The organism is Streptomyces sp. NPDC101178, assembly GCF_044767965.1.
In the GTDB taxonomy this organism is placed as follows: Bacteria; Actinomycetota; Actinomycetes; order Streptomycetales; family Streptomycetaceae; genus Streptomyces.
Map to the genome: position 1 here is coordinate 733,602 of NZ_JBIWOZ010000002.1, position 15,486 is coordinate 749,087.

Below are 15,486 nucleotides of genomic sequence, written 5' to 3' on the forward strand. Positions count from 1 at the left end.
GTCGGAAGGCGCGTACACACGGTCAGAACTTGATGCTCCCGATCATCCCCGCCACGTTGGACGTCAGGTCCGAGATGGTCGGCGCCACGGACGAACTCGCGATGTAGAACCCCAGCAGCACGCAGACCACCGCATGTCCGCCCTTCAGTCCGGATTTCCGGATCAGCAGGAAGACGATGATCGCCAGCAGCACCACCGCCGAAATCGAGAGCGCCACGGCGGTTCACCTCCATCAGTACGTTTGGGACGGGGACACGGGGATACGGGGAGCCGATGGGTTTCTTACCCACCGAGCGCTACGGATCATAACTATCCGTGCCAACGCATTGATCGGGGCACAGCAGCACGAGGGGCGCACGGACCGCTGCGCGAGGCTAAGTTCGGGGCCATGACCTCACCGAAGCTCTCCTTTCCCCGCCAGCACGCACGGACCCAGCGGTTCACTCTCGGCGCACCGCGCGCCTTCACCGTCTCACCGGATGAGACGCGCGTGATCTTCCTGCGTTCCGCCTCGGGCACCGACCGGACCAACCGGCTCTGGGTGCTCGATCCGGCCTCCGGCGAGGAGCGCCTGGTCGCCGATCCCGAGGCACTGCTGGGCGGTTCGGCGGAGCGGCTGTCGCCGCAGGAGCGGGCCCGGCGCGAGCGGACCCGTGAGGGATCGGCCGGGATCGTGTCGTACGCGGTGGACGCGGCGGCCGAGCTGGCCGCGTTCGCGCTGTCCGGAAAGGTGTACGTGGCCGAGCTGCGGGCCGGTACGGCGCGGGCGCTGCCGGTGCCGGGTCCGGTGATCGACCCGCGGCCCTCCCCCGACGGGCGCCTCATCGCGTACGTCTCCAAGGGCGCGCTGCGGATCGTGGGCGCGGAGGGCGACGGAGACCGGGCGCTGGCGGAGCCGGAGGACGCCCATGTCACCTACGGTCTGGCCGAGTTCGTCGCAGCCGAGGAGATGCACCGCTTCCGGGGCTTCTGGTGGTCGCCGGAGTCGGACCGGCTGCTGGTGGCGCGGGCCGACGACAGTGCCGTACAGCGGTGGTTCATCTCCGATCCCGCGCATCCGGAGCGGAAGCCGGCCGAGGTGGCCTATCCGGCGGCGGGGACGCCCAACGCGGAGGTGCGGCTCTTCGTGACGGACCTGGAGGGCGCCCGTACGGAGGTGGTCTGGGACCGGGCGGCGTTCCCGTACCTGGCCCAGGTGCACTGGTCCTCCGCCGGTGCTCCGCTGCTCCTCGTGCAGGCCCGTGACCAGCGCAGTCAGCGGTATCTGGCGGTGGACCCGGAGTCCGGCGAGACCCGGATCGTCCATGTCGACGAGGACCCGGTGTGGCTGGATCTGTTCGGTGGAGTGCCCGCGTGGGCGCCGGACGGACGGCTCGTGCGGATCGCGGACGAGGGCGGCGCGCGGGTGCTGGCCGTCGGTGACCGGCTGCTGACCGGGGCGCAGTTGCACCTTCAGGCGGTGCTGGACATCGGCGAGTCCGACATCCTGGTCTCGGCCGTGGCGGGCGAGGAGGCGGCGGCGCCGGAGACCGGTGAGAGCCATGTCTACCGGGTCAACGAGCTGGGAATCGAGCGGATTTCCGAAGGGGTGGGTGTGCACTCCGCCGTCCGCTCGGGAGGCCTGACCGTGCTGGTCTCGGCCACCCCGGACGAGCCCGGATCGGCCGCCTGGGTCGTCCGGGACGGCAAGCGGCTGGTCCGGATCGCGAGCCACGCGCAGGAGCCGGTGATCGCGGCGCGGGTGACGCTCACCGAGGGGGGCGCACGGCGGATTCCGTGCGCCGTGCTGCTTCCGTCGGAGTACCAGGAGTCGGACGGTCCGCTTCCGGTCCTGATGGATCCGTACGGTGGACCGCACGGCCGCCGCGTGGTCGCCGCCCACAACGCGTACCTCACCTCGCAGTGGTTCGCGGACCAGGGCTTCGCGGTGATCGTGGCGGACGGGCGGGGCGCGCCGGGCCGCTCGCCCGCCTGGGAGAAGGCCGTACGGGACGACTTCGTGCTGACCCTGGACGACCAGATCGAGGCCCTGCACGCGCTGGCCGGGCGGTTCCCGCTGGATCTGGAGCGGGTCGCCATCCGGGGCTGGTCGTACGGCGGATACCTCTCCGGTCTCGCGGTGCTGCGCCGCCCCGACGTCTTCCACGCGGCCGTGGTCGGCGCTCCGGTGACGGACTGGCGGCTCTACGACACGCACTACACCGAGCGCTATCTCGGCGATCCGGCCGCCCAGCCCGAGGTGTACGCGTACAACGCGCTGATGACCGACGACGGGCTCTCGCACGCGGCCGAGCCGGCGCGGCCGACGATGATCGTGCACGGGCTCGCGGACGACAACGTGGTGGTCGCGCACGCGCTGCGGCTCTCCTCGGCGCTGCTGGCGGCCGGCCGGCCGCACGAGGTGCTGCCGCTGAGCGGGGTGACGCACATGACGCCTCAGGAACAGGTGGCGGAGAACCTGCTGCTGCTCCAGGTGGACTTCCTCAAGCGGTCGCTGGGGCTGCCCCGAGCGTAGGACGTCACCGGCGGCGACGGAGCGCGGCCAACCGGCCGGAGCGACAAGACGACGCTCCGGCCGGTCCACGGCACCCGCACGGCCGTACGGTGTCCAGCATGAGCCGTCCGTATATCGGTGCGGCGACGGTCAAGTTGCCTGCTTGTTAACGGATATGAGGGTTGCTCGGCAGCCGGTGGGCGGTCGGTGCGCGGTCGGAGGATAGATTTCCGTACCGACCGACAAATCACCCACACGGGGGAAGCACGTTGACGAACGACCTGCGCGGGCCGCTGCGCCTCGCCGCCGCCCTGACCGCCTGTGCCGCCGTGGCCGCCGGGCTCGCCGGATGTGGCAGCGGCGACGGCTACACCCTCGTCAGGCCGCCCTTCTCGGACAACCCGGCGTGTGACACGTTCACCGGCGCGATCCCGGACAGACTCGGCGGCTACGTGCTGGAGAAGACGGACGTGGCCGGTGCGGGCGCCTGGGGCGACGGCGACGTCATCGTGTACTGCGGCATGCCCGAGCCCGAGGCGGGTGCGGAGTGCATCGACGAGGGCGGGGTCGACTGGGTCGCCCAGGCGCCCGCCGACGACCGGACCGCCAAGATGTTCGCCACCCACGGCCGCACCCCGGGCGTGCAGGTCCGCCTCCACCACGAGACCACCGACGCCGCGTCCGTCCTCTCGGCCCTCGGCCCGGCGGTGCAGAAGATCGAGGCCGGCGAGCCTTGCGCCGCCACCGGCAGCTGACGACGCAGGCCTTACGAAGTGCCTTCGGGCCCGGAAGGCTCCGGCGGCTCTCCCAGGCCCTCGGAGCCGTCTTCCGGGTCTCCCGGCCCGCGCACCTCCTCCACCGGACGCCCCAGGGCCTCCAGCTCCCCCTCCTGCGGCACCACCTGCTTCTCCTCCGCGAAGTGGCACGCCGAGTCGTGCCGGGCCGGGGTGTCGGCCAGCCGGAACTCCGCCGGGATGGCCAGCAGCGGCACCTCCAGCTCGCACCGCTCCCGCGCCTTCCAGCAGCGGGTGCGGAAGCGGCAGCCCGAGGGGACGTTGGCGGGCGAGGGCACGTCGCCGTGCAGGATGATCCGCTCGCGGTGGGCGCGGGCCTCGGGGTCCGGGACCGGGACGGCGGAGAGCAGCGCCTGCGTGTACGGGTGGGTGGGGTGGTCGTAGATCTCCGCGTCGGAGCCGATCTCCACGATCCGGCCGAGGTACATCACGCCGACCCGGTCGGAGATGTGCCGCACGATGGAGAGGTCGTGCGCGATGAAGACGAAGCTGAGGCTGAACTCCGCCTGGAGCCGGTCCAGCAGGTTGACGACCTGCGCCTGTACGGAGACGTCGAGCGCGGAGACCGGTTCGTCGGCGACGATGATCTCCGGGTTGAGCGCGAGGCCGCGGGCGATGCCGATGCGCTGGCGCTGGCCGCCGGAGAACTGGTGCGGATAGCGGTTGATGTACTCCGGGTTGAGTCCGACCACGTCCAGCAGGTCCTGCACCTTCCGGCGCCGGCTGCCCTTCGGAGCGACCTCGGGATGGATCTCGTACGGCTCCCCGATGATGTCGCCGACCGTCATGCGCGGGTTCAGCGACGTGTACGGGTCCTGGAACACCATCTGGATGTTGCGGCGCACCGCCTTCAGCGCGCGGCCGGAGAGCTGGGAGATGTCCTCGCCCTTGTAGCGGATGGCGCCGGCGGTCGGCTTCTCCAGGTGGACGAGCATCCGCGCGACCGTGGACTTGCCGCAGCCGGACTCTCCGACGATGCCGAGCGTCTCGCCCGCGTGCAGGTCGAAGTCGACGCCGTCGACGGCCCGGACCGCGCCGACCTGCTTCTTGAAGAGGATGCCCTGGGTCAGCGGGTAGTGCTTGGCGAGGTCCCGTACTTCGAGGATCGGCTCGCCTTCGACGTACGGCCGTGTGCCCTCCCCCGCCTTGGACAGCAGGGTCGAGCCAGCCGCGTTCCCCGTCCGGTCAGCGTCCATCGAGCGTCTCCTTCCAGAAATGGCAGGCGCTCCGGCGCCGCTCGTCCACCTCGTGGAGCGGCGGCACATCGGTGCGGCACACGTCTTTGGCCATCGGGCAGCGCGGGTTGAACGCGCAGCCGGGCGGGATGTGCAGCAGGTTGGGCGGCAGGCCCTTGATCGCGTACAGCTCCTGGCCCTTCTGGTCCAGGCGCGGGATCGACCGGAGGAGGCCCTTGGTGTACGGGTGGGCGGGCGCCTTGTAGATCTCGTGGACGGGGGCGGTCTCCACGATCCGGCCCGCGTACATCACCGCGATCTTGTCGGCCACGTCCGCGACGACGCCGAGGTCGTGGGTGATGAGGATGAGGCCCATGTTCAGCTCGCGCTGGAGCTCGGCGAGCAGGTCCATGACCTGGGCCTGGACGGTGACGTCGAGCGCGGTGGTCGGTTCGTCCGCGATGATCAGCGACGGCTCCAGGGCCAGCGCCATGGCGATCATGATGCGCTGGCGCATCCCGCCGGAGAACTGGTGGGGATACTGGCCGACCCGCTCCTTCGCCGCCGGGATGCGGACCCGGTCCATCAGCTCGACGGCCTTGGCCCGCGCGTCCTTGCGGGACATCCCGCGGTGGACGACGTACATCTCGCCGAGCTGTTCGCCGACGGTGAGGACCGGGTTCAGCGAGGAGAGCGCGTCCTGGAAGATCATGGCCATCTCCTGGCCGCGGATCTTGCGCCGCTCCTCCGCCTTGAGCTTCAGCAGGTCCTGGTCCTTGAAGAGGATCTCGCCGCCGGAGATCTTCCCGGGCGGCATGTCGAGGATGCCCATGACGGCCTGGGCGGTGACGGACTTGCCGGAGCCGGACTCCCCGAGGACGGCGAGCGTCTCGCCTTCGGCCACCGAGTAGTTGACCCCGTTGACGGCCTTGGCGACGCCTTCGCGGGTGTGGAACTCCACGTGCAGATCGCGCACTTCGAGCAACATGGCAACCGGCTCCTCAGCGCAGCTTGGGGTCGAGGGCGTCGCGCACCGCGTCGCCGAGCATGATGAAGGCGAGCACGGTGATCGCCAGCGCCCCGGCGGGCCAGAGCAGCATGTGCGGGGCGTTGCGGATGTAGTTGGAGGCCGCGGAGATGTCGATGCCCCAGGAGACGGCCGGGTCCTTCAGGCCGACGCCGAGGTAGGAGAGCGTCGCCTCCAGCGAGATGTACGTGCCGAGCGCGATGGTCGCCACGACGATGACGGGCGCGATGGCGTTCGGGGTGATGTGGCGCAGCAGCATCCGGGAGTTGGAGGCGCCGAGCGCGCGGGCCGCCTGGACGTAGTCGTTCTGTTTGGCGGTGATCACCGAGCCGCGGGCGATACGGGCGATCTGCGGCCAGCCGAGCAGGATGATGAAGCCGACGACGGGCCAGACGGTGGAGCTGGTGACGACGGAGAGGAAGACCAGGCCGCCGAGGATGACGGGGATGCCGAAGAAGACGTCGGTGAGGCGGGAGAGGATCGAGTCCCACCAGCCGCCGAAGAAACCCGCGAGCCCGCCGAGGACGCTGCCGAGGAGGGCGACGCCGAGGGTGGCGCAGACGCCGACGGTGACCGAGGTGCGGGTGCCGTACACGACCCGGGTGTAGACGTCGCGGCCCTGCGGGTCGAAGCCGAAGGGGTGGCCGGGCTCGGAGCCCTTCTGGGCGTCGTCCAGGTTGGCCTGGAGCGGGTCGCCGCTCGCGATCAGCGAGGGCCAGATCGAAATGATCACCAGGAAGAGGATGACCAGCGAGGAGATGATGAAGACCGGGTTGCGCCGCAGGTCGCGCCAGGCGTCCGACCAGAGGCTGCGCGGCTTCCCGGCCGGTCCGGTGCCGTCGGGTCCGCCCGGGGTCCTCTCCAGGCTGGTGCCCTCCTCCATGGCGAGGTCCGTCGCGCCACCGGCGCCCGCCTGGGAGATCGCTTCGTCCGGGGTCTGCGGCTCAGGCATAGCGGATCCTCGGGTCGAGTACGGCGTACAGGAGGTCGACGATCAGGTTGGCGGCCAGGAAGACGAGGACCAGGATGGTGACGAACCCGACGACGGTCTGGGAGTTCTGGCGCAGGATGCCCTGGTAGAGCTGGTAGCCGACCCCGTGGATGTTGAAGATCCGTTCGGTGACGATGGCTCCGCCCATCAGGGCGCCGACGTCGGTGCCGATGAAGGTGACGACGGGGATCAGGGAGTTGCGCAGCAGGTGCCGTACGACGACCCGGCGCCGGGGCAGGCCCTTGGCGACGGCGGTGCGTACGTAGTCGGCGCGGGCGTTCTCGGCGATCGAGGTCCGGGTGAGCCGGGTGACGTAGGCGAGCGAGACCGAGGCGAGGACGAGGCCGGGGACGAGGAGTTCGTCGAAGGTGGGGTCCGGGGAGACGGAGGGCTTGATGATGCCCCACTTGACGCCGAGGAGGAGCTGGAGCAGCAGGCCGGTGACGAAGGTCGGGACGGCGATGACGACCAGGGTGAGGATGAGGACCGTGGTGTCGACGGGTCGGCCGCGCCGCAGGCCGGTGACGACGCCGAGGCTGATGCCGATGACGATCTCGAAGACGATCGCGACGATGGTGAGCCGGATGGTGATGGGGAAGGCGGTGGCCATCAGCTCGGTGACCTTCTGCCCGTTGAACGCGGTGCCGAAGTCGCCGGTGAAGAGGTTCCCCATGTACGTCAGGTATTGCTGCCACACCGGCTTGTCGAGGCCGAACTCGGAGCGCAGCTGGGCGGCGGTGGCCGGATCGCACTGGCGGTCGCCGCAGAGGCCCGCGATGGGGTCGCCCATCACGTTCACCATGAGGAAGATCAGCAGCGTGGTGCCGAAGAAGACGGGGATCATCTGCAGCAGCCGCCGGATCACATAACGTCCCATGAGGGGCTCCGGGGGTCGGGGGGTGCCTTGTCGGTCAGGCCGGACGGGCGGATGGGCTTGAGGGCCGGGGCGCTTCAGGGCGTGTCCGGCGGATCAGGATCCGCCGGACACGCCCCAGGCGCCCCGGCCCCCGGTCCCGGCGGGTCAGTTGACCGTGATCTCCGTGTAGACCGGCACGCTGAAGGGGTTCAGCTCGACGTTGTCGATCCGCTCCGAGTAGCCCGCGCTGCCGTTCTGGTACCAGAGCGGGATGGACGGCATCTGCTCGACCAGCACCTTCTCCGCGTCCTGGAAGGTGGTGATGGCCTTCGCCTTGTCGGTCTCGGCGTTGGCCTTGTCGACCAGGTCGTCGAAGTCCTTGTTGGTCCACTTGCCGTCGTTGGACGGGGCGTTGGTGTAGTAGAGCGGCTGCAGGAAGTTCTGGATGAGCGGGTAGTCCATCTGCCAGCCGGCGCGCCAGGGGCCCGTCATCTTCTGGGTGGAGACCTGGCTGCGGAAGTCGGCGAAGGTGCCGATCGGGCCGCCGACGCAGGCCTTGTTGTTGCCCATGACGTTGTTGATGCTGTTGCAGACGGCGTCGACCCACTCCTTGTGGGAGCCGGTGTCCGCGTTGTACGAGAGCTTCAGCTGGCCGCCGGGGATGCCGCCGCCCTCGTCGATCAGCTTCTTGGCCGCGGCCTTGTCGTACTCGCACTCCTTGCCGCAGAGCCCTTCCTTGAAGCCGCCGTCCTCGCCGAGGACCGGGGAGGTCCAGTCGGTCGCGGGAGTGCGGGTCTTCTGGAAGATCTGGTCGGTGATCTGCTTCCGGTTGATCGCCATGGAGAGGCCCTGGCGCACCTTGCGGGCGTTGTCCGTGTCCCATTCCTTGTCGTAGAACGGGAACGAGATCGTCTGGATGATGCCGGCGGGGGTGTTGATGTACCGGTCACCGAGGTCCTGCTCCACGTTCCGGAGCTGGGAGGCGGGCACGTCGTCGACCAGGTCGAGGTTGCCGGAGGTCAGCGAGGTGTAGGCGGTGTTGTTGTCGGTGAAGACCTTGAGGTCGACGCCGCCGTTCTTCGCCTTGTCGTCGCCCGGGTAGTCGTCCCACTTCCGCAGGCTCATCGCGGAGCCCTTGGCGTACGACTCGACGGTGTACGGGCCGTTGCCGACGGGCTTGGAGAGCCAGGCGTCGTGGTCGGTGTAGAACGCCTTGGGCAGCGGCGCGAAGGCCGCGTAGCCGAGGGTGTCGGGCCAGAGGGAGAACTTCTGGCTGAGCTTGGCGGTGAAGGTCAGGTCGTCGACGACCTTGAGGCCGGAGAGGGTCTCGGCGGAGGCGGAGCCGGACTCGGGGTGGACCTGCTCGTACCCCTCGATGTACTGGAAGAAGTAGGCGTTCTTCTGGTTGTTCTTCAGCGCCGCGCCGTAGTTCCAGGCGTCCACGAAGGACTTGGCGGTGATCTTCTCGCCGTTGGAGAAGGTCCAGCCTTCCTTGAGCTTGACCGTGAAGTTCTGGGCGTCGTCGGAGTCGATGGACTCGGCGAGCATGTTCTGCGCCTCGCCGGTCTTGGGGTCGTACCGGACGAGCCCCCGGAAGACCATGTCGAGGACCTTGCCGCCCTGTACCTCGTTGGTGTTGGCGGGCTCCAGCGGGTTCTGCGGGTCGCCCCAGGAGGAGCTCACGATCCCGTCGGCGCCGCTGCCGCCGCTGTCGTCGCCTCCGCCGCCGCAGGCCGTCGCTGCCAGGGCGACGGCCACCGCACATGCGGCCCACCGGGTCCGTGTGGCTCCGCGCATGAAGTGCCTCCTAGAGTCATCGAGTAGCTCAATGCCTCATATCACCCCATACCGCCACACATCGCATGTGGGCTTACCCCGTACGGGCACGGGCGCGGCCGGACGCACGGATGCCCGGCCCCTATCGAAGGGGCCGGGCATCCGACGTACAGCTACGCCGAGAGGTTACGCCGCGTGAACGACGTCCTTCTCCTCCGCGAAGTGGCACGCCGACTCGTGCGCGGCCGGGCCGCCCGAGGCGACGAAGCGCTCGGGGATCGCCAGCAGCGGCACCTCCGTGGCGCAGCGCTCCTCGGCCTTCCAGCACCGGGTGCGGAATCGGCAGCCCGACGGCGGGTTCGCCGGTGACGGAACGTCACCGGTGAGGATGATCCGCTCCCGGCCCTCACGCGCGGACGGGTCCGGCACCGGCACCGCGGAGAGCAGCGCCTGGGTGTACGGGTGCGTCGGGTGGTCGTAGATCTGCGTGTCCGTACCGATCTCGGCCATCTTGCCGAGGTACATGACGCCGACCCGGTCCGAGATGTGCCGGACGATGGAGAGGTCGTGCGCGATGAAGAGGTAGGAGAGGTTGAACTCGTCCTGGAGCTTCTCCATCAGGTTGATGACCTGCGCCTGCACCGACACGTCGAGCGCGGAGACCGGCTCGTCGCAGATGATGATCTCCGGGTTGAGCGCGAGGCCGCGGGCGATGCCGATGCGCTGGCGCTGGCCGCCGGAGAACTGGTGCGGGTACCGGTTGATGTACTCCGGGTTCAGGCCGACGACGTCCAGGAGCTCCTGGACCTTGCGCCGCCGGTCGCCCTTCGGAGCCACCTCGGGGTGGATCTCGAACGGCTCCCCGATGATGTCGCCGACCGTCATGCGCGGGTTCAGCGAGGTGTACGGGTCCTGGAACACCATCTGGATGTTGCGGCGCACCGCCTTCAGCGCGCGCCCGGACAGCTTGGTGATGTCCTGGCCCTTGTAGAAGACCTCGCCGGCGGTCGCCTTCTCCAGCATCATGAGCAGCTTGGCGACCGTGGACTTGCCACAGCCGGACTCGCCCACGATGCCGAGCGTCTCGCCCTGGAAGAGATCGAAGGAGATCCCGTCCACGGCCTTGACCGCGCCGATCTGCTTCTTGAAGAGGATGCCCTGGGTCAGCGGGAAGTGCTTGACCAGGTTGCGCACCTGGAGGATCGGCTCGCCCCGCTCGACCGGCGCCTCGATAGCGGCTACGGCCTCCGCTTCGGTGGCGGCGTCGACCGTCTCCACCTCGGTGACGTTAGGGGTGGCGTCCACGGACTCCTTGTCGAGCTCAGCCATGGATCGTCTCCTTCCAGAAGTGGCACGCGCTTCCGCGGCCCGGCAGGTCGGTGCCGTCCCGCTCGGTAACCGGGTGCAGCGCCGGGATCTCCGTACGGCAGATGTCCTGCGCCTTGGGGCAGCGGGGGTTGAACGCGCAACCCGACGGGATACGCGTCAGGTTGGGCGGCAGGCCCTTGATCGCGTAGAGCTCCTGGCCCTTCTGGTCCAGCCGCGGGATCGAGTCGAGCAGACCGCGCGTGTAGGGGTGCGACGGGCGGCTGTAGAGCTCGTGCACCGGGGCGGTCTCGACGATCCGGCCCGCGTACATCACCGCGATCTTGTCCGCGACGTCGGCGACCACGCCGAGGTCGTGGGTGATCAGGATGAGCCCCATGTTGTACTCGCGCTGGAGCTCCGCGAGTAGGTCCATGACCTGAGCCTGGACGGTGACGTCCAGAGCGGTCGTGGGCTCGTCCGCGATGATCAGATCGGGCTCCAGGGCCAGCGCCATGGCGATCATGATGCGCTGGCGCATACCGCCGGAGAACTGGTGCGGGTAGTCGTTGACCCGCTCCTTCGCCGCCGGGATACGCACCCGGTCCATCAGCTCGATGGCCTTGAGCTTGGCGTCCTTCTTGGACATGCCGAGGTGCGCGCGGAACATCTCGCCGAGCTGGTAGCCGACGGTCAGGACCGGGTTCAGCGAGGAGAGCGCGTCCTGGAAGATCATCGCGACCCGGCGGCCACGGATCTTGCGGCGCTCCTCCTCGGACATGGTGAGCATGTCCTGGCCGCGGAAGAGGATCTCTCCCTGCGGGATACGGCCCGGAGGCATGTCCAGGATGCCCATGATCGCCTGCGCGGTCACGGACTTGCCGGAGCCGGACTCGCCGAGCACGGCCAGCGTCTCACCGGCGTCGACGGTGTAGTTGACCCCGTTGACCGCCTTGGCGACACCCTCGCGGGTGTGGAACTCGACGTGCAGGTCACGCACTTCGAGCAGCGGGCCCTGGTGTCCGTCGTCGCTGCGGGGAGCGGGGACGTTCGCGGTTTTTTCGATCGTAGTCACGTACGCCTCCCTCAGCGCAGCTTGGGGTCGAGGGCGTCGCGCACCGCGTCGCCGAGCATGATGAACGCCAGCACGGTGATGCTGACGAAGCCGGCCGGGAAGAGCAGCGGGTGCAGCGACTCGCGGATCCGCCCCAGCGACTGGTTGATCATGACGCCCCAGGAGATGGTCGGCTCCTGAATACCGACACCGAGGAAGCTGAGCGTCGCCTCGGCCGAGATGATCACGCCGAGCGAGATGGTCGCCAGCACGATCAGCGGGGTCAGCGCGTTCGGCAGCACGTGCCGGAACATCAGCCGGCCGGTGGAGGCACCGAGCGAGCGGGCGGCGGTGACGTAGTCGGACTGCTTGGTCTGCATGGCGGTGGACCGCATGATGCGGGCCATGCTCATCCAGCCGAGCACGGTGAGCGCGGTGAGCACGCCCCAGATGCCGCCGATACGGAAACCGTCGTCGTCGCGGAAGCTGTTGAGGATGACGATGGCGCCGACGAGGAACGGAATGCCCATCACGATGTCGATGCCGCGCGAGATGATCGCGTCGACCCACTTGCCGTAGAACCCGGCGACGAGGCCGAAGACCAGGGCGATGAGGGCCGAGCCGAGGGTGGCGAGGACACCGACGGTGATCGAGGTGCGGGTGCCGTAGATCGTACGGGCGTAGACATCGCAGCCACGGGCGTCGTAGCCGAACCAGGCGTCGGCGCTGGGCTTCTGCAACGAGCGGCCCAGTTCGCACAGTTGCGGGTCGGCGCTGGCGAACAGCGACGGGAACGCGGCCATGGCGACCAGCACCAGGATGATGCCGGAGGGGATCAGGAAGAGCGGTCGGCGCACGAGGTCGCGGATCGCGTCCTGGAGGAGGCTGCGCGGCTTGGCCAGCTCCTTCACGGGAGCCTTGGTGCCCTTCGCCGATGCGGCCTTGGCCTCCTCGGCGGACTCCGGGGCTGCGGAGGTCTTGGTTGCGTCAGGCATAGCGAATCCTCGGGTCAAGCACGGCATAGAGCAGGTCCACGACGAGCGCCATCACCACGTAGACGATGACGAGGAGGGTCACGAAGCCGACGAGCGCCGGTCCGTCCTCGATCTGGATCGCCTTGAAGAGGTTGTAGCCGACACCGGGGATGTTGAAGATCCGTTCGGTGACGATGGCCCCGCCCATGAGCGTTCCGAGGTCCGCGCCGAGGTAGGTGACCACGGGGATCAGCGAGTTCCTCAGGACGTGGATGCCGGTGATGCGGGACGGGGAAAGGCCCTTCGCCTTCGCCGTACGCACGTAGTCCATCCGCAGGTTCTCCGCGACGGAGGCTCTGGCGAGGCGTGCGATGTAGGCGAGCGAGACGGAACCGAGCACGAGGCCGGGCAGAAGGTAGCTGGCGAAACCCTCGTTGGTCCCCGAGACGGGGAAGATGCCGGCCTTGACGCCCAGGAAGATCTGGCTGACCTGCCCGAGGACGAAGATCGGGACAGCGATGACGGTCAGCGTGGAGAGCAGGACGAGATTGTCCAGGAACTTTCCGCGCCGCATGCCCGCCATCACACCGGCGGCGACACCGATGATCATTTCGAAGACGAAGGCGATGCCGGCGATGCGGAGGGTCTCCGGCCACGCGTCGGCGATCATTTCGCTGATGGGACGGGAGCCGCTGAGGCTCGTCCCGAAATCACCCTGGACCAGACCCGCGAGGTAGTAGCCGTAGCGGATCGGCAGGGGGTCGTCCAGGTGGTACTGCGCGGTCAGCGCGGCTCTGGTCGCCTCCGGGACAGGTCGCTCTCCGTACAGGTTCTGTACCGGGTCACCGCCCATGGCGGTGACGAGAGCGAAGACCAGAAAGGTGGTCCCGATGATGACCGGGAGCATCTGGAGCAGCCGTCTTGCGACGTAGCGGCCCATGGTTCCTCCTCGTGGGAACGACGGGGGGCGGATTGGGTCCGCCCCCCGTCGTCAGGCCCTAATTTTTGCCTACTGCGTCATGCGAGGACGCAGGTCAGGACTTCTCGACCTTGGTGAGCTCAACCTGGTTGAACACGTTCAGCTCAACGTTCTTGACGTTGGTCGAGTGACCGAAGACGTTCTTGCCGAAGCGCAGCGGGATCACCGGCATGTCCTTGGCGAGGATGTCCTCGGCGGCCTGCCACTTGACGATGGCCTCTTCCTCGGTCTTGGCCTGACGGCCCTCGGAGACGAGGCGGTCGAAGTCCTTGTTGCTGTACCCGTAGTAGTTCGAGGAACCGTTGGTGGTGTACAGCGGGCCCAGGTAGTTCTCCATGGACGGGTAGTCCATGATCCAGCCCATGCGGAACATGCCGGAGAACTTCTTGTTCTCGACCTGCGTCAGCAGCTCGGCGAACTTCGGCACGGCCTGGCTCACGCACTCCAGGCCCAGGTTCTTCTTGAGCTGGTCACACGTGGCGTTGATCCACTGCTCGTGACCGCCATCGGCGTTGTGACCGATGTTGATCTTGTTACCGGCGATGCCGCCGGCCTCGGCGAGCAGCTTCTTGGCGGCGGCGGGGTCGAACTTGCAGGCCTCGCCACAGGTGTCCTCGCGGTAGCCGCCCACGACCGGGGAGACGAAGGAACGCGCGGAGGACTGCGAACCCTGGAAGACCACCTTGATGATCTCGTCGCGGTCGATGGCCATCGAGATGGCCTTGCGCACGCGCGGGTCGCTGTACTTCTTGTCGTACGTCGGGAAGGCGACGAACTGGAAGGTGGAGGCCGGCGACGTCTTGAAGCGGTCACCGAGCTCGCTCGGGGCGGTGCCCATGACCTCGGTCGGGATCTGGTCCACGATGTCGAGGTTGTTGGCGAGCAGGTCGTTGTACGCGGTGTTCTGGTCCTGGAAGATCCGGAACTCGACCGAGTCGACCTTCGGCTTCTCACCGAGCTTGTAGTCCGGGTAGGCCTTGACCTTCACGAACTTGTCGTGGTTCCACTTGCCGTCCATCTGGAACGGACCCTGGCCGATCGGGGCTTCCTCGTACGCCTTGACGTCGGCGAGGGCGGCCTCGGGCACGGGGTAGAACACCGTGTAGCCGAGGACCGACTTGTAGCCGGCGAACGGGGCCTTGAGGGTGACCTCGATGGTCTTCTCGTCGACGGCCTTGAGGCCGGTGAGCTCCTTGGCCTTCGGCGCGGCGGCCTTCTTCGGGCCTTCCTCGCCGTCCGGGTCGACGGGGTTCATCTCGTCGTAGCCCTGGATGGTGCTGAAGAAGTAGTTGCCGTCGGCCGTGTTCGGGCCGTAGGCGCCCCAGTTCCAGGCGGCGACGTAGTCCTTGGCGGTGACGGGCTTGCCGTCGTGCCAGGTGGCGTCCTTGATCTTGATCGTCCAGACCTTGTTGTCCGGGCTCTCGATGGACTCCGCGGCGGCCAGCACCGGCTCGTTCTTCGAGTCGAAGTCGACGAGCGGGGTGAACAGGCCCGACAGGACCTGCGAGCCACCGGACTCGGTGACCGACTGCGGGATGAGTCGCTTGGGCTCGGCGATGTTCATGCTGAACCCGCCGCCGGACGAGCCCTTGTCGCCCTCGTCGCTACCGCCACCGCCACAGGCGGTCGCAGCCAGGGCGACGACTATCGCGCACCCGACCATCTTGGAACCACGCATGGGTTCTCCTCCTCAAGAGTCCACTTTTGATCACTACGAGAGGGGCACTGGAACGTCGCCGACACCCCTGACGGCGATGAACAGTGACCCTGAAGTGTGCTCGTGAGTCGGCGCTCCCCACAGCGCGTGACCCATTGACCCGAGCTCAATGGAGCCAACTATTGAGTACGACCGGGCCGTAAACCACACTTAAAGGGTCTCGGTTTGACAACATCACCGGTCCTCGGATGCCCGAAATCCGGACAAAGTGATCCTAGACAGACGCCCGCGAAACGGACTGTTAACGCAACTTCCGGAGGGCGACGCCCGATAACCGGACACATGCATCAGGAAAATGGATTGCGTACCGACCTGTCCTGAACCGCATTCTCCCACCGGAACCA

The 15,486-nt window shown here is 68.1% G+C and carries 13 protein-coding genes; 2 read left to right on the forward strand and 11 right to left on the reverse strand.

The genetic code is table 11. The annotated features are described in order from the left end of the window. Positions 1-22: 22 nt before the first annotated feature. Complete coding sequence (locus ACIRR8_RS07420; protein ID WP_109163769.1) at positions 23-217, reverse strand: hypothetical protein; 195 nt, start codon at positions 215-217, stop codon at positions 23-25. Between the two features lie 171 nt (positions 218-388). Between ACIRR8_RS07420 and ACIRR8_RS07425 the strand changes: the two genes are divergently transcribed. Both ACIRR8_RS07425 and ACIRR8_RS07430 read left to right on the forward strand, forming a co-directional pair. Further along, positions 389-2,515: a prolyl oligopeptidase family serine peptidase gene (locus ACIRR8_RS07425; RefSeq protein WP_404060136.1), complete on the forward strand. Its 2,127-nt coding sequence runs from the start codon at positions 389-391 to the stop codon at positions 2,513-2,515. A gap of 248 nt (positions 2,516-2,763) precedes the next feature. Next, complete coding sequence (locus ACIRR8_RS07430) at positions 2,764-3,249, forward strand: DUF3515 family protein (RefSeq protein WP_404060139.1); 486 nt, start codon at positions 2,764-2,766, stop codon at positions 3,247-3,249. Positions 3,250-3,260: 11 nt separating this feature from the next. Here the strand turns inward: ACIRR8_RS07430 and ACIRR8_RS07435 are convergent, their stop codons facing one another. The 10 genes from ACIRR8_RS07435 to ACIRR8_RS07480 all read right to left on the reverse strand — a co-directional run bounded on the left by ACIRR8_RS07435 (position 3,261) and on the right by ACIRR8_RS07480 (position 15,103). Then, positions 3,261-4,484 (reverse strand): ABC transporter ATP-binding protein, encoded by a 1,224-nt coding sequence (locus ACIRR8_RS07435; RefSeq protein ID WP_404060141.1) that lies wholly within the window; start codon positions 4,482-4,484, stop codon positions 3,261-3,263. Then, positions 4,474-5,451, reverse strand: coding sequence for an ABC transporter ATP-binding protein (locus tag ACIRR8_RS07440; RefSeq protein ID WP_404060144.1), 978 nt, complete (start codon positions 5,449-5,451; stop codon positions 4,474-4,476). The genes ACIRR8_RS07435 and ACIRR8_RS07440 overlap by 11 nt, the downstream gene beginning before the upstream one ends. 13 nt (positions 5,452-5,464) lie before the next feature. Beyond that, on the reverse strand, positions 5,465-6,442 hold the full coding sequence (locus ACIRR8_RS07445) for an ABC transporter permease (RefSeq protein WP_404060146.1): 978 nt from the start codon (positions 6,440-6,442) through the stop codon (positions 5,465-5,467). Next, complete coding sequence (locus ACIRR8_RS07450; RefSeq protein ID WP_018490251.1) at positions 6,435-7,358, reverse strand: ABC transporter permease; 924 nt, start codon at positions 7,356-7,358, stop codon at positions 6,435-6,437. Before ACIRR8_RS07450 ends, ACIRR8_RS07445 begins: the two co-directional genes overlap by 8 nt. A gap of 144 nt (positions 7,359-7,502) precedes the next feature. Beyond that, the gene (locus ACIRR8_RS07455) at positions 7,503-9,134 is read right to left on the reverse strand and encodes an ABC transporter substrate-binding protein (RefSeq protein ID WP_404060148.1); all 1,632 of its coding nucleotides are present in this window, start codon (positions 9,132-9,134) and stop codon (positions 7,503-7,505) included. A 165-nt stretch (positions 9,135-9,299) separates the two neighbouring features. Next, positions 9,300-10,442, reverse strand: a complete 1,143-nt coding sequence (locus tag ACIRR8_RS07460) for an ABC transporter ATP-binding protein (RefSeq protein ID WP_404060150.1) — start codon at positions 10,440-10,442, stop codon at positions 9,300-9,302. Next, the gene (locus ACIRR8_RS07465; protein ID WP_404060153.1) at positions 10,435-11,493 is read right to left on the reverse strand and encodes an ABC transporter ATP-binding protein; all 1,059 of its coding nucleotides are present in this window, start codon (positions 11,491-11,493) and stop codon (positions 10,435-10,437) included. The genes ACIRR8_RS07460 and ACIRR8_RS07465 overlap by 8 nt, the downstream gene beginning before the upstream one ends. Before the next feature lie 11 nt (positions 11,494-11,504). Next, entirely contained in the window at positions 11,505-12,467 is a 963-nt protein-coding gene (locus ACIRR8_RS07470; protein ID WP_404060156.1) for an ABC transporter permease, read from the reverse strand. Continuing rightward, complete coding sequence (locus tag ACIRR8_RS07475; RefSeq protein WP_404060159.1) at positions 12,460-13,386, reverse strand: ABC transporter permease; 927 nt, start codon at positions 13,384-13,386, stop codon at positions 12,460-12,462. Before ACIRR8_RS07475 ends, ACIRR8_RS07470 begins: the two co-directional genes overlap by 8 nt. Before the next feature lie 94 nt (positions 13,387-13,480). Next, positions 13,481-15,103, reverse strand: a complete 1,623-nt coding sequence (locus tag ACIRR8_RS07480; protein ID WP_404060161.1) for an ABC transporter substrate-binding protein — start codon at positions 15,101-15,103, stop codon at positions 13,481-13,483. Positions 15,104-15,486: the final 383 nt, after the last annotated feature.